The 18027-nt window shown below is 72.3% G+C and carries 13 protein-coding genes; 3 read left to right on the plus strand and 10 right to left on the minus strand.

Annotated features, from left to right (window positions below; translation table 11 throughout):
* Positions 1-51 precede the first annotated feature (51 nt).
* Positions 52-834 (minus strand): alpha/beta hydrolase, encoded by a 783-nt coding sequence (locus GQR16_RS01830; RefSeq protein WP_157413429.1) that lies wholly within the window; start codon positions 832-834, stop codon positions 52-54.
* 78 nt (positions 835-912) lie between these two features.
* Positions 913-1437 (minus strand): hypothetical protein, encoded by a 525-nt coding sequence (locus GQR16_RS01835; protein ID WP_157413430.1) that lies wholly within the window; start codon positions 1435-1437, stop codon positions 913-915.
* Between the two features lie 101 nt (positions 1438-1538).
* Here GQR16_RS01835 and GQR16_RS01840 point away from each other — a divergent pair, with 101 nt between their 5' ends.
* Positions 1539-4772: an ATP-binding protein gene (locus GQR16_RS01840; RefSeq protein ID WP_157413431.1), complete on the plus strand. Its 3234-nt coding sequence runs from the start codon at positions 1539-1541 to the stop codon at positions 4770-4772.
* A 28-nt stretch (positions 4773-4800) separates the two neighbouring features.
* Here the strand turns inward: GQR16_RS01840 and GQR16_RS01845 are convergent, their stop codons facing one another.
* The 3 genes from GQR16_RS01845 to GQR16_RS01855 form a co-directional block, all read right to left on the minus strand.
* A complete protein-coding gene (locus tag GQR16_RS01845; protein WP_157413432.1) occupies positions 4801-5643 on the minus strand; it encodes an ABC transporter permease in 843 nt (280 codons plus the stop codon).
* On the minus strand, positions 5640-6665 hold the full coding sequence (locus GQR16_RS01850; protein ID WP_157413433.1) for an ATP-binding cassette domain-containing protein: 1026 nt from the start codon (positions 6663-6665) through the stop codon (positions 5640-5642). Before GQR16_RS01850 ends, GQR16_RS01845 begins: the two co-directional genes overlap by 4 nt.
* Positions 6666-6839: 174 nt before the next feature.
* On the minus strand, positions 6840-7943 hold the full coding sequence (locus tag GQR16_RS01855; protein ID WP_157413434.1) for a ThuA domain-containing protein: 1104 nt from the start codon (positions 7941-7943) through the stop codon (positions 6840-6842).
* Positions 7944-8254: 311 nt separating this feature from the next.
* On the opposite strand from GQR16_RS01855, the gene GQR16_RS01860 reads away from it, so the two are divergent.
* On the plus strand, positions 8255-9640 hold the full coding sequence (locus GQR16_RS01860; RefSeq protein ID WP_157413435.1) for an L-serine ammonia-lyase: 1386 nt from the start codon (positions 8255-8257) through the stop codon (positions 9638-9640).
* A 90-nt stretch (positions 9641-9730) separates the two neighbouring features.
* Here GQR16_RS01860 and GQR16_RS01865 read toward each other — a convergent pair whose 3' ends face one another.
* The 4 genes from GQR16_RS01865 to GQR16_RS01880 all read right to left on the minus strand — a co-directional run bounded on the left by GQR16_RS01865 (position 9731) and on the right by GQR16_RS01880 (position 15592).
* Entirely contained in the window at positions 9731-10264 is a 534-nt protein-coding gene (locus tag GQR16_RS01865; protein WP_157413436.1) for a rhodanese-like domain-containing protein, read from the minus strand.
* An 83-nt stretch (positions 10265-10347) separates the two neighbouring features.
* Positions 10348-11625 (minus strand): M18 family aminopeptidase, encoded by a 1278-nt coding sequence (locus tag GQR16_RS01870; protein ID WP_157413437.1) that lies wholly within the window; start codon positions 11623-11625, stop codon positions 10348-10350.
* A 108-nt stretch (positions 11626-11733) separates the two neighbouring features.
* Complete coding sequence (locus GQR16_RS01875; protein WP_157413438.1) at positions 11734-12672, minus strand: DnaJ domain-containing protein; 939 nt, start codon at positions 12670-12672, stop codon at positions 11734-11736.
* A gap of 157 nt (positions 12673-12829) precedes the next feature.
* Positions 12830-15592: a beta strand repeat-containing protein gene (locus tag GQR16_RS01880; RefSeq protein ID WP_157413439.1), complete on the minus strand. Its 2763-nt coding sequence runs from the start codon at positions 15590-15592 to the stop codon at positions 12830-12832.
* Positions 15593-15889: 297 nt separating this feature from the next.
* Here GQR16_RS01880 and GQR16_RS01885 point away from each other — a divergent pair, with 297 nt between their 5' ends.
* Positions 15890-16312 carry a DUF1761 domain-containing protein gene (locus GQR16_RS01885; protein ID WP_157413440.1) on the plus strand — a complete coding sequence of 141 codons (423 nt, stop codon included), beginning with the start codon at positions 15890-15892 and terminating at the stop codon, positions 16310-16312.
* A 33-nt stretch (positions 16313-16345) separates the two neighbouring features.
* On the opposite strand, the gene GQR16_RS01890 is transcribed toward GQR16_RS01885, so the two are convergent.
* The gene (locus GQR16_RS01890) at positions 16346-18004 is read right to left on the minus strand and encodes a DUF7059 domain-containing protein (RefSeq protein ID WP_157413441.1); all 1659 of its coding nucleotides are present in this window, start codon (positions 18002-18004) and stop codon (positions 16346-16348) included.
* Positions 18005-18027: the final 23 nt, after the last annotated feature.

The following is an 18027-nucleotide window of genomic DNA, read 5'->3' on the forward strand; positions in this document are numbered from 1 at the left end:
CAACCAGAGTTGCTAAAGTCCGATTCGGATGCCGCGGCATCCGCTCGTGCACTACTGCCCCGAATCGCCCCAGAACGCGACGAGCGCGTCGGTGATCTGCTCGCGCACCTCGGCGTCGGGAATCGTGGCCACGCCGTCGCCCGGCTGCACGCCGTAATTGCCGAAGCTCGCGTGGTTCGCACCCTCGATCTCAACGAAGGTCGCGTCGGCGGGCAGCAGGTGCGCGGCGCCCTCGATCTTGTCGGGCGTGCTGAGGGCGTCTTCGCTGCCCGAGATGCTGAGCACCGCGAGGTCGGTCCCGCTCACGTCGTTCGAGCAGTACGAGCCGAAGAACACGAGACCCGCGACGTCCTCGTCGTCGGCCGCCAGCATGCAGGCCTTCACGCCGCCGAGCGAATGGCCGCCCACATACCACTCGTCGACGTCGGGTGCGTGGCTCGTGAACGTCTCGAGCGGCCGCTGATCGAAGAACGCGAGGTTCAGCGTGGGCTTGGTGATGACGACGGTCGTGCCGGTCTCGGCGGCCGCGTCGACGAGCTTCGCCATGTACGCGTAGGGGTCGACCTTGGCGCCGGGGATGAACACGAGTCCGCGATCGGATGCCGCGTCGACCGGGGTCATGACGACCGAGTCGTCGAACGACTCGATGCTCACCCGGTCGTCGGTCCACGCCTCGAGGGCCGCAGGCCGCTCGCCCTGCATGACGATGTTGGCCCACACGAGGAAGCCCACCACGAGGAGCACGAGCACCGAGAGCAGGGCCACCAGCACCCGGATGACGCGGCGCCCCGTCGAGCGGTCGGATGCGGGCTCGTGCGAAGCGGCGTTCGTCATGCCTCGAGTCTCGCAGTTCGGGCGCCTCGGAGGGTCAGCCTTTCGATCGGTTCTCCCCCACGTGACCGGAGATCCGCGTCAGCGCCGTTCGACCGAGTTGCCGCTGCCGCTGACCCGCACCGGCTGCGGGTCGTTGCCGGCCTCGACGCTGTTCTCGTCACCGGCGATCTCGACCGAGCCCACGATGTCGGCCTCGAGGTCGTTGTCGTTGCCGGCGATCGAGATCGAGGCGATCGTGCGCGCCTCGACGCCGTTCTCGTCGCCCTTGACCGTGACGGCCCCGAGTCCGGCACTCGACTCGATGTCGTTGTCGCGGCCCTCGACGCTGAGCGACGTGCTCGCCGCCATGCGCACGTCGAGGTCGTCGCCGCGCACGATCACCTCGGCGCAGTCGCCGACCACGTCGTAGCGCACGTCTCGCCCGTCGAGCGTCACGCTCGACGCTTCGGCGCAGGAGACCTGCTCGCGGCCTCCGCCGGTCGAGCCGCCGGTCGGGCCTCCGGTCCCGCCGGACCCGTCGCCCTGCCGGATGCCCGGGAACGCGCACCCCGCCAGCACCAGCACCCCTGCGAGCGCGAACGTCGACTTCGTCAGTCTGCTCATGTCTTCCCCCTGCACCCAGCCTAGACAGGCCATGGAGGGCGGGGCCGGGAACGCGCCTCCGACCGCCCCGGCGCGAGGAGTCGCGCGGGTAGGCTCGTGCCGTGCCGCACACCGCCCCCGCCGAGCCGCCCCGCGTGCGGGTGCTGGGCCCGATCTCGATCGAGGGCCCCGACGGCACGCGCGTCGAACCGCCGGGAGCCCTCGCGAAGGCGCTCATCGCCGTGCTCGCGGTGCTGCCGCGCGAAGCCGGCGGCGGGGTCGGCGTCGATGCGATCGTCGACGAACTCTGGGGCGGCGCGCAGCCCCGCAACGCCAGGGCCGCGCTGCAGACCCTCGTCAGCCGGCTGCGCGCCGTCGCCGCCGACGGCGTGCTGCGTTCGGTGCCCGGCGGGTACGCGCTCGGCGTCGGTACCGCGCAACTCGACCTGACGCTCGCCGCAGAGCTGGCGACGGATGCCTCGGCCGACCCGCTCGCGCTCGATCACGCCCTGGCGCTCTGGCGCGGCGAGCCCGGCACCGACCTGGGCGACGCCCCGATCGCCGAGGCGCTCGCCGAACGGGCGGCCGCCACGAGATCCGCGCTGCTCGAGCACCGTGCGCGCCTGCGCGCCGAGGACGGCGACCACGCCGGCGCCGCGGCCGACCTCGGCGTGCTGCTCGGCATGCACCCCCTCAACGAGCAGCTCGTGGAGGCCCAGCTGCGCGAGCTCGCGGCATCCGGGCGCCGTGCCGATGCCCTCGCGACCTTCGCCGCCTTCCGCGAACGCCTCGCCGACGAGCTCGGCGTCTCGCCGTCGGCGCGCCTGGTGGCGGCGAACGCCGAGCTGCTGCGCGACGAGCCGGTGCAGACGCCCGTCGCGCCCGCTCGTCGGCGTGTGGGCGTGCGCGCCGCTCCGAACGAGCTCATCGGCCGCGGCGACGACCTCGAGGCCGTCGAGGCCGCACTTCGGCGGCACCGGCTCGTGACGATCCTCGGGCCCGGCGGCCTCGGCAAGACCCGCCTCGCGCAGGAGCTCGCGTTGCGCTCCGACGCGCCGACCGTCGTGGTCGTCGAGCTCGCGAGCGTGCGCACCGACGACGATGTCGCGCTCGCGCTCGGCTCGGCGCTCGGCATCCGCGAGGCGAGCGCCGGCCAGCGCATCGGCGAGACGCCCGTCGTGCGCCGCGACGTCCGCACGCGCATCGCCGAGTCGCTCGCCGAGCGGCCGACGCTGCTCGTGCTCGACAACTGCGAGCAGATCGTCGACGGCGTCGCGACCTGGACGGCCGAGCTCCTGGCCGCGGTGCCGACGCTGCAGGTGCTCGCGACGAGCCGCAGTCCGCTCGCGATCGGCGCGGAGCAGGTCTACCCGCTCGCGACGCTCGCGACCCTCGCCGACGCGACCGGCGACCCCGCGACCGAACCCGGACCGGCCGCACGCCTGTTCCTCGAGCGCGCCCGGGCGGCCCGCCCCGCGGCATCCCTCCCCCTCGACGTCGTGCAGCGCCTCTGCGACCGCCTCGACGGCCTGCCGCTCGCGATCGAACTCGCAGCCGCCCGCGTGCGCTCGATGAGCGTCGAGCAGATCGAGGCCCGGCTCGCCGACCGGTTCACGCTCCTCGCGGGCGGCGACCGTTCGGCGCCCGAGCGCCAGCGCACGCTCTCCGCGGTCATCGAGTGGAGCTGGGCCCTGCTGACGCCGGCCGAGCAGTCCGCCCTGCCGCGGCTCGCGTGGTTCGTCGACGGTTTCTCGACCGAGGCCGCCGAGGCGGTGCTCGGCACGGCCGACGCGGTCTGGGTGCTCGACGGGCTCATCGCGCAGTCGCTGCTCGCCGTCGGCGACGACGCGCTGGCGCAACCGCGGTTCCGCATGCTCGAGACCGTGCGCGAGTTCGGGCAGCTGCGGCTCGACGAGCCCGAGCGGGCCGAGGTCGCGGCGGCCATGGCCGACTGGGCCTCGACGTTCGCACGGCACTCGCTCGGCAACCTGCGCGGCCCCGCCCAGCTGCGCACCTTCGCGGCGATCGCGGTCGAGCAGGACAACCTCGTCGCGGTGCTGCGCACGGCCATCGAGCACCGCGACGCGCCGACCATCACGTCGGTGTTCGCCGCGCTCGGCTACTTCTGGACGGTGCGGAGCGCCCATTCCGAGATCCTCGCGCTGAGCGACGCCGTGCTCGAGGCGACGAGGGGCACCCGACCGGATGCCGCGCACGCCGAGGCGGCCACACTCGGCCTCATCCTCATCGCCGGCACGAACTTCGCCGCGGACACGCCCATCGGCCTGCGCGCCCTCGCCCGCCTGCGCGCGGTCGTGAAGCTCGGGCACCCGGCCGCACCGTGGATCACGGCGATCAGCGGGTTCCTGCTCGCGATGCCCGACCTCGAGCGCGCGGGCCGGCTCATCGCCGAGATGAGCGACGCCGACGACCCCGAGACCGCACTGCTCGCCAACATCCTGCAGTCGCAGTTCACCGAGAACGAGGGCGAGCCCGCGCTCGCCGCCGAGCATGCGCTGCGCACCCACGAGCTTGCAGCCGAGGTCGGCGACGCCTGGGCGTCCGCCATGTCGGCGCTCATGCTCGCCGAGCTCGCCGGGCAGCGCGGCGCCTCGGACGAGGCGCTCGAGTGGGCGACCGAGGCGCACGCCGGCATGGTGCGGCTCGAGGCGACGCAGGACCTCCTGCAGATCGACTGGATGATCACGAGCCACCTGATCTCGGCGGGCCGCCTCGACGAGGCCGAGGCCCGGCTCGTCGTCCAGGCGGCCGACGACCGGATCACGAGCGACGGCATCCCGCAGGCGATGACCGCCGAGCTCGGGCTCGTCGAGATCGCCCGGCTCCGCGGCGACACCGACGCCGCGCTCGCACGCGTGCCGCGCGTGCTCGCGCAGTTCACGGTCGCGCGCCAGCGCTCCTCGCCGTGGTACCAGATCATGCACGCCACGCTCGTCTCGGGCGGCGTGCAGTCGGGCTGGCCCGAGGGCCGCATCGCCTCGTGGGCCGAGCTGATGCGTCGACGCACGGTCGCCGCGCTCCGCGTGCGCGGCGACTACTTCACCGATCGACCGGTGCTCGGCACCGTGGCCGCGGCCTGGAGCGCCTGGGCCGTACGGCACGCGACCCTCGAGACGCGCGCCGTCGAGACCTTCGCGCTCGCCGAGGTGCTGCACTCCCGTCAGGATCTCCCCGCGCTGCGGCTCGAGAACATCGCCGTGGTCATCGCCGACCACGCGGGCGCCGAGCGCCTGGCCGCCGCGCGCGCCGCGGCATCCGTACTCTCGAACACCGAACGCACGGAACGGGCTCGCGCGGTGATCGCGGAGCCCGTTCCCCTGCCGCCGGTCGAGTAGGGCGGAGCCTGTCCCGACCGGTGCGGCGTCACGCCTTGCGCATGTACGCCCGCACGGTGAGCGGTGCGAACACCGCGACGATGACGGCCGCGCCGAGGAGCGAGAGCCAGGCGTCGCCGCCGAAGGTGCCCGCGTCGAACAGCTCGCGCACCGCGGTGACGAGGTGCGACACGGGGTTGATGTTCACGAACCACTGCAGCCAGTCGGGCATGGTGTCGGCCGGCACGAACGCGTTCGAGAGGAACGTGAGCGGGAACAGCACGAGCATCGAGATGCCCTGCACGCTCGAGGCGGTGCGCGCGATCACGCCGAAGAAGGCGAAGATCCAGCTGATGGCCCACGAGCAGGCGATGACGAGCACGGCGCCGCCGACGACGCCGGCCGGGCCGCCGTCGGGGCGGAGGCCCATGATGAAGCCCATCGTGATGGTGAGCGTCGTCGCGATGAGGTACCGCACGGTGTCGGCGAGCAGCGCCCCCGACAGCGGCGCGATGCGGGCGATGGGCAGCGACCGGAACCGGTCGAACACGCCCTTGTCCATGTCTTCACGCAGCTGCGTGCCCGTCACGATCGACGTCGTGATGACCGTCTGCACCAGGATGCCCGGGATGATGATCGGCAGGTAGCTCTGCACGTCGCCGGCGATCGCACCGCCGAAGATGTACGTGAACATGAGCGTGAAGATGATCGGCTGCAGGGTCACGTCGAACAGCTGCTCGGGCGTGCGCTTGATCTTCAGCAGGCCGCGGTACGCCATCGTGAACGTGTGCGAGATGGTCTCGGGGATCGAGACGCGGTTCTTGAGGGCGCGGTCGGCGCCCGGGGTGATCGGCGACGCGGTGGTCGCCCTCTGGTCGAGTGTCGTGGTCATGCGCGGCTCCCTTCGAGCTCGGCGGATGCTTCGGACTCCGCATCGTCGGTGTCGACGCCGTGTCCGGTGAGCGTGAGGAACACCTCGTCGAGCGTCGGCTTCTGCACGCTCATCTCGGCGAGGTGGATGCCCTCGTCGCGGAGCGTCACGAGCAGCTCGATGACGAGGTCGGGCTTGTTCATGGGGGCCGTGATGCGGCCGGCCTCGGGCGAGACCGTCGCCGCGACGCCGAGCACGCGCTGGATCGCGACGCGCACGTCGTCGGCGTCGCCGGGGCTCGCGAGCCGCAGCTCGAGCGTCGACTCGCCGACCGACGCCTTGAGCTCGTTCGCGGTGCCCTCCGCGACGACGCGGCCACGGTCGATGACCGCGATGCGGTCGGCGAGCTGGTCGGCCTCGTCGAGGTACTGGGTCGTGAGCAGCACCGTCGAGCCCGACGACACGAGTCGGCGGATCGTCTCCCACATCTGGATGCGGGTGCGCGGGTCGAGGCCCGTCGTCGGCTCGTCGAGGAAGATGAGCGGCGGCTGGGCGATGAGGCTCGCGGCGAGGTCGAGGCGACGGCGCATGCCTCCCGAGAAGTTCTTGAGCGGTCGCTTCGCGGCGTCGGTCAGCCCGAACTCCTCGAGGAGCTCGTCGGACTTGCGGCGCGAGGCCGACCCGCTCAGGCCGTGCAGCCGCGAGAACAGGTAGAGGTTCTCGCTCGCCGAGAGGGTCTCGTCGACCGAGGCGTACTGGCCGGTGACGCCGATGAGCTGGCGCACGACCTGCGACTCGCGCTGCACGTCGTGGCCGAAGATGCGGGCGTTGCCGCCGTCGGGTCGCAGCAGGGTCGCGAGCATGGAGATCGTGGTGGTCTTGCCGGCGCCGTTCGGGCCGAGCACGCCGTAGACGGTGCCGGTCGCGACGCGGAGGTCCACGCCGTCGACGGCGCGGTTGGATCCGAAGGTCTTCACGAGGCCCTCGGCCTCGACGGCCCAGCCGCGGGTGGCGGCGGTGTCGTGTGAAGTGAATGTGGTCATGCCGACCATGTTCCGCGCCGCTGCTCACACGGGGCTTTCACGGCGCTGACACCGCGGTCGGCGCGATGTGAGGGGCGGATGCCGCGGGTGGGCGTCAGGGGCCGGCGGCCGCCGCAGCAGGGACGGGCCCCACCGCGGCGGAGCCCGTCCCATCGAATTCGGTGCCGGCGTTCGTCAGGCCGCGAGCGCCTCCTGCCACTCGATGAGGTCCGCGATCTTCGCGACGAGCACGTCGTCCTGGATGCCGTGCGCCTTGCCCTTGGCCTTCTTCAGCACGTGGATCGCCCCGTCGTGGTCGCCCGCGTCGGCCGCCGCCTCGGCGGTGTCGAGGTAGGCGGTGACATCGCCGGCGAGCTTCTGGTTCTTCTTCGATTCGCCCGCGAGATCGTCCAGCAGCCCGTCGACCTCGCCGAACGTCACGCAGTCGCCGCCGCCGGTCAGCGTGCCGGCGGTCCACTCGATGCCGCCCAGCACGTGGCTGAGGAACAGCGGGTCGGTCCACGAGGCGTCCGTGTGGCCGGCGCCCTCGTACCAGGAGCGGCCGCCCTCGAAGTTCTGGCACCACGCGATCGGGTGGTCGGCGCCCATCGCGCCATTGCCGGGGTTGTACGTCGACTCGTCGAGCGTGATGAGCACGTGCACGTCTTCACGGGGGTTCGCCGTGAAGTTGTACCACTCGTCGAAGCGCACCCACTCGGCGGGCAGCATGGTCGTCGACGGATGCCCCGGGCTCTCGACGCGCATGGTGGCCGTCTGCTGGGCGGGGTGGTTGCGGAAGCGGGCGCTGCCGCCGGTGAGCTCGCTGTACCACGGCACGGTGTGCATCGAGTCGGTCGCCGCGTGGAGCCCGACGTAGCCGCCGCCACCGCGGATGTAGCCCTGGAACGCGGCGAGCTCGGTGTCGTTCAGCAGGCGCGGACGGTTGGGGTCGAGGTTGTTCGTCGCGTCGACCGGCGACGCGAAGATGATCGTCGCGTACTTCGACAGGTCGGCCGCGGTCGTGAACGGCGAGCTCGGGAGCGTGAGCGCGGGCTGGCCGGGCGAGCTGCCCTGCGGCGGATCCCAGACGTCGACGCCGAACCCGTGCTGTTCGCCGAGGTCGATGATCGCGCGCGTCGTGTCGTCGATGTGCGAGTGGCGGAAGCCGAGGGTCTCCCCCACGACGAGCACGTCGTACTCGTCGTCGGCGGCGTTCGCGGGGACCGCCGCGATGCCGAGGCTGAGCGTGACACCGACGGCGCAGAGCCCGGTGATCGCAAGTCGGACGTGTTGCTTCATAGGTCGTTCTCCCCTTCGAGTGGACCGTGGATCGCGCTGGACCGTTCGTCGCGCAACGGGTCAGCAGAATATGTTGCCTTGTACGACATATTTTCAGGCCTGAGACTATTCCCCGCGCCCGATCGATGTCAACGATCGATATCCATTAGTCGTCGCCCGGGCGCGCGGCTTTCATCTGCGCCTCAGCAGAAGTACCGAGGCGTGACAGCACGGCCGCGTCACGGGGGTTTCCGCGACGATCCCCTCGATCCGCGCACGATTCTGCGACCCAGCGGCGAATCCGTGCGCCACCTGCGACGTAGCCTTGAGGCGTGACAGCGTTCGTCTCGGCCCTCGATCTCTTCTCGATCGGCATCGGCCCCTCGAGTTCGCACACCGTCGGTCCCATGCGGGCCGCCCGAGCATTCGCCGACCGGCTCGTCGACGACGGCCTGCTCGAGCAGGTCGACCGCGTCACGTGCACGCTCTTCGGCTCGCTCGGCGCCACCGGCCTCGGCCACGGCACGCCCGACGCGGTCGTCGCCGGCCTCCGAGGTCTGCGACCCGACGACTGCGACCCCGACGACGTGCGCAACGCATGGACCACGCTCGGCGAGGGCGCCGAGGTGCTGCTCGCGGGGCGGCATCCGATCACCATGTCGAGCGAGGACGTGGCGTTCGCGCCGCGCACGCGCCTGCCGGGGCACCCGAACGCGATGACCCTGCAGGCGTGGCACGGCGACGACGCGCTGCCGCTCGTCGAGGAGACGTACTACTCGGTCGGCGGCGGGTTCATCCGGCGCGACGGCGACGCGCCGCAGGAGTCCGAGGTCGTGCGCTACCCCCTCGCCTACTCCAACGCCGCCGAACTGCTCGAGCTCTGCGAGCGCCACGGGGTGTCGATGTGCGACATCGTGCGCTCGAACGAGGTCGCGCTGCACGGCGACGAGGGCATCGACGCGGGTCTCGACGCGATCTGGGCGGCCATGGCCGTGTGCGTCGAGCACGGGCTCGACACCGCGGGCACGCTGCCCGGCGGCCTCGGGGTCAAGCGCCGCGCACCCGATGTGCGCCGTCGCCTCGAGGCGTACGACCGCGACGAGGCCGCGCACCCCGGTGCCCGCGACACCTCCACCGAGTGGCTGCACGCGTTCGCGCTCGCCGTGAACGAGGAGAACGCCTCGGGCGGGCGGGTCGTCACCGCCCCCACGAACGGCGCCGCCGGCATCATCCCCGCGGTCGGCCACTACTACCTGCGCTTCGTCCCCGGTGCGGATGCCGCCGGCATCCGCCGATTCCTGCTCACGGCTGCGGCGATCGCGTCGCTCGTCAAGCGCAACGCGTCGATCTCGGGGGCGGAGGGCGGGTGCCAGGCCGAGGTCGGATCGGCGTGCGCGATGGCCGCGGGCGCGCTCTGCGCGGTGCTCGGCGGCACACCCCGACAGGTCGAGAACGCGGCGGAGATCGCCATGGAGCACCATCTGGGCCTGACCTGCGACCCGGTCGGCGGGCTCGTGCAGGTGCCGTGCATCGAGCGCAACGCGATCGCGTCGTCGACCGCGGTCTCTGCCGCACGGCTCGCGCTGCACGGCGACGGCACGCACCTCGTCTCGCTCGACACGGTCATCGAGACCATGCGCCAGACCGGCCTCGACATGAAGTCGAAGTACAAGGAGACGAGCCTCGGCGGACTCGCCGTCAACGTCGTCGAGTGCTGAACGGGCCGCGCAGGCGGTGTCGCGCGCTGCGCGGCCCGGGTCGGTCGCGGCTCGTGCCGTCTCGGTCGGCGCCCGCTCGGCGGTCCGGGCTCAGCAGGCGCAGGTGATGCCGGTGTCGATCGTCGTGACGGATGGCGCGGCGCCCGTCGTGGCGTCCGCCCCCGTGAGCCCGGCCGGCGCGACGTTCGTGAGCCCGTCGGGCAGGCGCTGCGCGAGGCCATCGGCGGTGTCGAACGCGAACCCTTCGCGTACCCAGTACTCGAAGCCGCCGATCATCTCCTTCACCGGGTAGCCGAGCGTCGCGAACTCGAGCGCCGACCGCGTCGCGCCGTTGCATCCGGGGCCCCAGCAGTAGACGACCACGGGCGTGCCGATCGGCACGACGGATGCCGCGCGCAGGCCGATGTCGCGACGCGGCAGGTGCACGGCGCCCGGCACGTGCCCCTGCGCCCAGGCGGCGTCGTTGCGCGTGTCGATGAGCACGAACGGCTCGCCGTCGGCGAGTGCGGCGTGCACGTCGGAGACGTCGGCCTCGAAGCCGAGGCGTCCGCGGAAGTGCGCGATCGCGTCGACCGGGGATGCGACGTGCTCGAACAGGGTTGCGATGGCCGTATCTTGCGTCATGCCTCGATGCTGCCACCGCACTGCCGGGGAACGGTCATGAAATCCGGACGCCGACCCGCGACATCCGGCCAGACTGCTGCCGCTCAGGCGGGCGTGAGGAACGCGGTCGCCGCCGCCGCGAGCGCCGTGAGGTCGTCGACGTGCGAGAGCTCGCGCGCCGAATGCATCGAGAGCAGCGGCGTGCCGACGTCGACCGTGCGGATGCCGAGACGCGTGGCGCTCAGCGGGCCGATGGTCGAGCCGCACGGGATCGCGTTGTTCGACACGAACGGCTGGAAGCGCACTCCCGCCTGCTCGCACGCGCGCGCCCAGAGCGCCGAGCCGTGCGCGTCGGTCGCGTACTTCTGGTTGGCGTTGAGCTTCAGCAGCGGGCCGTCGCCGAGGTGCGGGCGGTTCACGGGATCGTGCCGCTCGGGGTAGTTCGGGTGCACGGCGTGGCCGGCATCCGAGGAGAGCAGCCACGACGCCGCGAAGGCCCGGCGGCGGTCGTGCTCGTCGGCGCCGAGGCCGGCGGCGATACGTGCGAGCACGTCGACGAGGAACGGGCCGCTCGCACCCGAGCGCGACTCCGAGCCGAGCTCCTCGTGGTCGAAGGCCGCGAGCACGCTGACATGGTCGGATGCCGCGTCGTCGCCGGCCGCGAGCAGCGCGACGAGTCCGGCGTGCACCGAGGTCAGGTTGTCCTGACGGCCCGCCGCGAAGAAGACGTCGTCGAGGCCGAAGCGCGCGGGAGCCGCCGTGTCGGCCACGAGCACGTCGTGCCCGGCGATCTCGTCGACCTGCAGGCCGGCGATGCCCGCGAGGTGCGCAAGCACGTCGCCCGCGGCCCCTGAGCCCCAGATGGGCTGCAGGTGACGCTGGCGGTCGAGCGTGAGGCCCTTGTTGACCTCGCGGTCGAGGTGGATCGCGAGCTGCGGGATGCGCAGCAGCGGGCCGGTGCGCACGAGGTGCTCGGTGCCGTCGGCCGTCACGAGCCGGCCCGCGAGCTCGAGCTCGCGGTCGAGCCACGAGTTCAGCAGCGGACCGCCGTAGACCTCGACGCCCGCCTGCAGCACGCCCTCGGAGCTCGTCGAGGCGCCCGGCTTCAGCTTGAAGGACGGCGAATCGGTGTGCGCGCCGATGATGCGGTACGCACTGGTCGCGGTCGCGGCTTCGGGCTGCACCCAGGCGATGACGGCGCCGTCGCGCACGACGACACGTCGGCCCGGGCCGGCCGGCCATTCGTCGCGCTCGTCGAGGCGTTCGAATCCCGCAGCGACGAGGCGTTCGGCGACGGCGACCGCCGCGTGGTACGACGACGGCGATTCGCGGATGAACGCGGAGAGGTCTTCGACATGGGCGTCACGTTCAACGAGGGGCATGGGTCAATCCAACACCGTGCCCGCGGCCCGCGCGAACCGGCGGCCGTCCCCGCCGGTCGAGGAGGCGCCGCGGCGCCGTCTCGAGACCACGACGGGCAGGAGCGACCTTCAGGCGAAGCGCACGCTCTGCTGCAGGCGCGTGCGCACCTCCATGACCTCGGCGCCGCCGATGAACGGCGACCCCGGAATGCCCTCGCGGATCGCGCTCGCCACCCGCGACGCCCGGGCGAGCACGACGACCGCACCGCGATTGGTGCCGCCGACCTGCAGGGGCTCGTCGGCGAACTCGTCGGGCACGACGACGATGAGCCCCGTCGGCTTGACCTTCGCCGCACGACCGATGGCCTTGGCCCTGGCGGCCAGCGCCCGGATCGGTCGTTCGCCGGCGAGCGCCTCGCCGATGAGCTCGCCGCGGCGGAAGCGCACGGGCCCGCCCCAGTCCTCGGACTGGATCGCGAACAGGCCGGTCGGGCCGAGCACGAGATGGTCGAGCTTGGGCGGCAGGCCGTGGCCCGCGGCATCCGTCGCCAGATCGTGCCAGACCGTGAAGGCGATGCCGAGCGTCGAGAGCGATCGAGCCGTCGCCTCCTCGGCGAGCGCGTCGGCGAGGAGGTGCCGGATCTCGCGGGGCGCCCGGCGCACGAGCGTCGGGTCGTAGGGGTCGGGGATCTCGTCGCCGAGGCCGACCCATTCGCGGATGCCGTCGAGGTAGCGCTGCCGGGTGAGCCCGCCGGGGTGCCCGTAGGAGCGAGCGAGCGGACGCGAGTCGCGCGGCGGGCGCGGCGGCGCGGGAGCCCACGTCGCCCGCGTGGGCTCGGCCATGGACTCGGCGCCGCGGCCGCCCCGGTCGAATGCAGCCCGTGCTGCGGGCGTGCCGACGAGGGTCCACGCGCGCTGCACGGCGTCGAACTGCGTCGTCGATCCCCCGGTGTCGGGATGCGCGTGCCGGAGCGCACGCCGGTAGGCGCGTCGGAGTTCGTCGTCGTTCGCGTCGGCGCGGACCCCGAGCACCTCGTACGGTGAGGCGGAGAGCGGACTGTCGGGCATGGGCTCGCTTTCGTTGTGCGCAGACGAGAATACCGCCGACCGACTGCGATACGGCCGTGCCCGACGCAGGCGCGGCGCGTGGCGCGGCCTGCCGCCGGAGAGCGCGAGGGCCGGCCCCGAGTTCGGGAGACCGGCCCTCGACGGGTGGATCAGGCGATCAGCCGACGGGCACGACGGCCGACGACCCCTTCACGATCGTCTGGTAGCCGCTGAGCGTGCCCGTGACCAGGACGGAGACCGCCGTGCCCTTCTGCGCCGTCGCGAGCTGGTAGGTCGACGCGGTCGCACCCGGGATCGCGGTGCCCCCCGCGTACCACTGGTACGTGAACGCCGTGCCGGTCGTCCAGCTGCCGGTCTTCGCAGTGAGCGTCGAGCCGACCTTCGCCGTGCCCGAGATCGTCGGCGTCGCCACCGTCGCGACCTTCGGCGTCACCTCGGACGTCTTCGTGATCGTCGGATACCCCGACAGGGTGCCCTTCACCGCGAGGGTGATCGTCTTGCCCGCGTGCGCAGTCGTGAGCGTGTAGGCCGACGCGGTCGCACCCGAGACCGCCGCACCGTTCACGTACCACTGGTACGTGAACGTCGTGCCGGTCGTCCACGCGCCGGTGTTCGCCTTCAACGTCGACCCGACTGCGATCCACTCCGAGATCCACGGCGTGGCGACCGTCGCGACCTTGGCCGTCGCAGCCGACGTCTTCGTGATCGTCGGATAGCCCGACAGCGCGCCCGTCACCGCGACCGTGATCGCCTTGCCGGCCTGCGCGCTCGTGAGCTTGAACGTGGAGGCCGTCGCACCCGAGATCGCCGTGCCCGAGGCGTACCACTGGTACGTCAGCGCGGTGCCGGTCGTCCACGTGCCGGTCGTCGCCGTCAGCGTGGATCCGACGGTGAGCGTGCCGGAGATCGTCGGCGTCGAGGCCGTCGCGACCGTCACCGTCGCAGCCGACGTCTTCGTGATCGTCGAGTAGCCCGACAGCGTGCCCTTCACGGCGACCGTGATCGTCGTGCCCTCCTGCGCGGACGTCAGCTTGAACGTCGACGCCGTCGCACCCGAGATCGCCGTGCCGGACGCGTACCACTGGTACGTGAACGTCGTGCCGGTCGTCCACGTGCCGGTCTTCGCCGTCAGCGTGGAGGCGACCTCGGCGGTTCCCGAGATCGTGGGCGTCGCGACCGTTGCGACGTTCGCCGTCGCCGCCGAGGTCTTCGTCACCGTGGCGTAGCCCGACAGCGTGCCCTTCACCGCGACCGTGATGGTCTTGCCCGCCTGGGCGGACGTGAGCTTGAACGTCGAAGCCGTGGCACCGGTGATCGCGGCCCCCGAGGCGTACCACTGGTAGGTGAGCGCGGTGCCGGTCGTCCATGCGCCGGCAGTCGCGGTGAGCGTCGATCCGACGGCCGCCGTTCCGGCGACGGTCGGGGTGGTCGCGGTGGCGACCTTCGCGGTCGCAGCCGACGGCTTGACGGCACGCGTGTTCCCGCCGAGCTTGCCGGTGACGGTGACCGAGACGGTCTTCCCGGCCTGCGCGCTCGTGAGCTTGAACGTCGACGCCGTGGCACCGCTGATCGCGGTGTCCGAGGCGTACCACTGGTAGGAGAGCACGGTGCCCGCGGTCCAGGTTCCGGTCACGGCCGTGAGCGTCGAGGCGACGGCCGGGGTGCCGGAGACCGTCGGCGTCGGGGCCGCATAGCCGTCGGCCTGGGACGGGCCGATGCCCGCGCTGCGTCCGGTCGCGGGTTCGTACCCCGCCAGGGTGCCGGTGACGACGACCGCGACGAGCCGTCCCTGCTGCGCCGAGGTCAGCACGAACGTCTTGCCGGTTGCACCGGCGATGTTCGTGCCGGAGGCGGTCCACTGGTACGTGAACGTCGTTCCCGTCGGCCAGGTGCCCGGCACGGCGGTCAGTGTCGCGCCGGTGACCGTGGTGCCCGTGGTCGAAGGCGTGCCGGCCGTGATGAACCCCTTCGAGATCGTGCCGACCTGGATGACGTCGGTCGCCGAGACGTATCCCGCCTTCTCGCCGACGAACCGGACGCTGACGGAGGCGCCGACCACGGATGCGGTCGGAGTGTACGTCGACGAGGTTGCGCCGGCGATCGCCGTGCCGTTCGCGAGCCACTGGTACGAGACCGTGTCGGGCTGCGTCTCCCAGGTGCCCGTGACCTGGAGCACCGAGCCGACCTGACGCGATCCGATCACGTTCAGGCTGGGCGTCGTGAGGCCGGCCGACACGTCCGCATCGAACCCGGTGAGCGCGCCCCCGGTGACCTCGATGCGCGTCGCCGAGCCGATGTCGCCCTGCAGCTTCCAGTACTGGTCGCGGTAGATGCCGGTATTGAACTGGAGTGTGTAGGTTCCTGCCGCGAGCCCCGAGAGCTCGTACGGTCCGTCCGCCGGGACGTGCTGGTACCCGACCTGCGACCACTGGCCGCTGCCGTCGAGCCTCCAGGCGATGACGTTCGCCCCGCTCTCGGGTACGGCGGACAGCGTTCCGGCGATCGATCCGGCCTGCGCGAGCGTCGCGTCGATGCCCGTCGCCCGCTGCCCGACGGCCACCGTGACGGTTTTCGCGGACGCGAAGTCGACCGCGCCCCCGTACCAACCGGGCAGCACCGAGGGTGCGTTCCACGCCCGGAACTCCACCTTGTAGGTCCCTGCGGCGAGTCCGGACACGACGAAGTCACCCTGCGGGGTCACCGAACCGCCGACCGAGCTGTTGTCGGCTGAAGCCTCGTACACGCCGACCGAGAGGCCCGCGGTGGCAGGGTCGATCCCCGCCGGCAGCGTGATGCGCCCCGAGATGCTCGACGTCCCGGTTCCGACCGCGTGGGCGGGCTGCGCAGAGAACGCGATGGCCGACATGACGAGCGCGATCACCGCGCTCATGACGACCCAGGCGCGTCGGCGCGTGGTCACGAAAGCGTTCACAGGATGCCTCCCAGCGTTGCGATGCGTCCCGGTGCATGATCGGCACGGGCACGACCTCGAGCCGGTCTCGTCGGCCGGCTGAAGTCATTGAACCACAGGCGGAGAACGGCCTCCGATTCGAGCCGTCCGAGATGACGAACGGTGTTGGCCGACGGGCGGAGCACCGCTGCAGCGCCCTCCCTCCGCCGCCGACACGGGGTGCGCCGCCGCGCCGCCTCCCGCACCTGAGGTTTCCTCGCCGATAGACTCCGGCCGGGCGGCCAGGGCCGCGGACGGAGGCGAACCATGATCGAGGTCAACTACTGGGCCGTGCTCCTCGCGACGCTGTCGACGATGATCGTCGGCTCGTTCTGGTACACGCCGGCGGTGTTCGGCAACTACTGGATGCGCGTCGCGAAGGTCGACATGGAGGACCGCAGCGCCGTCGGGCCGATCCTCACCACGCTCCTCGTGAGCTTCATCTCGGCGTGGGTGCTCGCGGTCGCGGTCACCGTCACGTGGACGGCGCTCGGCGGCAGCTTCCTGCTCGTGGCGCTCACCACGGCGCTGCTCGCCTGGGCGGGGTTCACAGCGGCGCGGTTCATCACGCACGACGCGTTCGAGGGGCGACCCGCCGGGCTCACGATCCTGAACATCGCGCACGAACTCGTCACGTTCGTCGTCATGGGGCTCATCATCGGTGCGTGGCCGCCGGCCGGCACCGTCTGACGCTGCCGGGACCGATGGTCTCGATACGCTTCGCTACTCGACCGGCGGAGCCGGGTCCGGGTCCGGGTCCGCGAAGCGCAGCATCCCGTCGTCGACGAGCGTGCGCACGGCGGGCAGCAGCTCCGCGGCGAGCGCCGCCGCATCCACCTCGAGCAGATGCGCGATCGCGGCGATGATCTGCCCGACCTCGAGGTCGCCGTCGCAGGCGCCGACGAGCGCGGCGAGCCCCGTGTCGAGCGTGATCGCCCGCCCGAACCCGCCGCCCTGGCGCAGCAGCATCGCGGTCGGGTTCTCGTCGCCTGGCCAGTGGTGCCGTTCCTCGGTGACGTCGGGTGCGACCACGAGCCGCGCCCCCGCGAGCTCGACATCGTCGAGTCGCGCCTGCGCGTCATGCGCGACGAGGCAGTCCGAGAGATGCGACCCGAGCGTCGCGCCGTCGCCGCCGAGCGGTCCGAGCAGGCGTTCGAGACGCGCGAGACGAGGGGCGTCGGATGTCGCCGGCCGGCGCAGCAGCACGTATCCGAACCCGACCTGCCGCACCCCGCGGTCGGCGAAGTCGTCGAGCCAGGCGTCGTAGAGCCGATCGAACTCGGCGCCCGGCCGGGTGCCGCCGTCGCGGATCCACGTCTCGGCGTACTCGGTGACGTGCTGCACCTCGCGCTCGACGATCCAGTGGTCGAGGCCGCTGCGCTCGACCCAGTCGGCGACGCGGTCGAACGCGTCGTCGCGGCCGCGGTACTCCCAGTTGCCGAGCAGCTGGGCGACGCCGCCGGGCTCGAGGTGCGCGCCGACCCCCGTGATCACGGCCTCGACGATGCCGTCGCCGACCATGCCGCCGTCGCGGTAGTCGTACTCGGGCACGCCGTCGCGGCGCGGCGTGATGACGAACGGCGGGTTCGAGACCACGCGGTCGAAGCGTTCGCCGGCGACCGGCTCGAAGAGGCTCCCGAGGCGGAACTCGACGCCGTCGATGCCGTTCAGCTCCATGTTCATGCGCGCGATCTCGAGCGCCCGCACCGAGATGTCGGTCGCGACGATGCGCTCGGCGAACCGCGACGCGTGCATCGCCTGGATGCCGCAGCCGGTGCCGAGGTCGAGCACGCTGGCCGCGGCATCCGGGATCATCAGGCCCGACAGGGTCGACGAGGCGCCGCCGACGCCGAGCACGTGGTGCTCGCCGAGGGCATGGCCGAGCGCGAGTTCGCCGAGGTCGGAGAGGATCCACCAGTGCCCCGCGCCGCGCGCGTCGGTGAAGGCGTAGGGCCGCAGGTCGAGCAGGGGGCGGATGCCGGTGGCCGCCGCCTCCGCCCGCCCGGCGTCGTCGACGTGTGCCGCCTCAGGGGCCGTGCCGACCAGCCCGAGCTCGATCGCCCCGTCGACCCCGAGCGCGGGCAGCGCGTGCGCGAGCTCGGCGCGCGGAACGGTCAGCCCGAGCACGAACAGCTCGGCGAGGGTCGCGAGGTCGGCGGATGCCGCGTGCTCGGCGCGCCTGGCGTCGAGCACCCGCCTCGCGGGCACGCGCTGTGCGCGGTGCAGCGCGGCCGCCGCTTCGGCGCCCCACAGCGACTCGAGCGACGCGACGTGGAACCGCGCGGACTCGAGGTCGTCGCGCAGGCGCCCGAGCAGCTCAGCCCGGCGCTCGGCCGTCGCGGTGCCGGTGCGGTCGGGGTCGAAGGCCTGGTGCGCGTCCATCCGTCCATTCAACCAAACGCCGC

This window comes from Agromyces allii (genome assembly GCF_009749385.1).
GTDB classification, from domain to species: Bacteria; Actinomycetota; Actinomycetes; order Actinomycetales; family Microbacteriaceae; genus Agromyces; species Agromyces allii.

Excerpts from the sequence above, each read along its gene's own strand:
- GQR16_RS01870 (WP_157413437.1), bottom strand. The coding sequence starts at position 11,625 with ATGCCCCTCGTTGAACGTGACGCCCATGTCGAAGACCTCTCCGCGTTC.
- GQR16_RS01830 (WP_157413429.1), bottom strand. The coding sequence starts at position 834 with ATGACGAACGCCGCTTCGCACGAGCCCGCATCCGACCGCTCGACGGGG.
- GQR16_RS01890 (WP_157413441.1), bottom strand. The coding sequence starts at position 18,004 with ATGGACGCGCACCAGGCCTTCGACCCCGACCGCACCGGCACCGCGACG.
- GQR16_RS01835 (WP_157413430.1), bottom strand. The coding sequence starts at position 1,437 with ATGAGCAGACTGACGAAGTCGACGTTCGCGCTCGCAGGGGTGCTGGTG.
- GQR16_RS01865 (WP_157413436.1), bottom strand. The coding sequence starts at position 10,264 with ATGACGCAAGATACGGCCATCGCAACCCTGTTCGAGCACGTCGCATCC.
- GQR16_RS01875 (WP_157413438.1), bottom strand. The coding sequence starts at position 12,672 with ATGCCCGACAGTCCGCTCTCCGCCTCACCGTACGAGGTGCTCGGGGTC.
- GQR16_RS01855 (WP_157413434.1), bottom strand. The coding sequence starts at position 7,943 with ATGAAGCAACACGTCCGACTTGCGATCACCGGGCTCTGCGCCGTCGGT.
- GQR16_RS01845 (WP_157413432.1), bottom strand. The coding sequence starts at position 5,643 with ATGACCACGACACTCGACCAGAGGGCGACCACCGCGTCGCCGATCACC.
- GQR16_RS01850 (WP_157413433.1), bottom strand. The coding sequence starts at position 6,665 with ATGACCACATTCACTTCACACGACACCGCCGCCACCCGCGGCTGGGCC.
- GQR16_RS01885 (WP_157413440.1), top strand. The coding sequence starts at position 15,890 with ATGATCGAGGTCAACTACTGGGCCGTGCTCCTCGCGACGCTGTCGACG.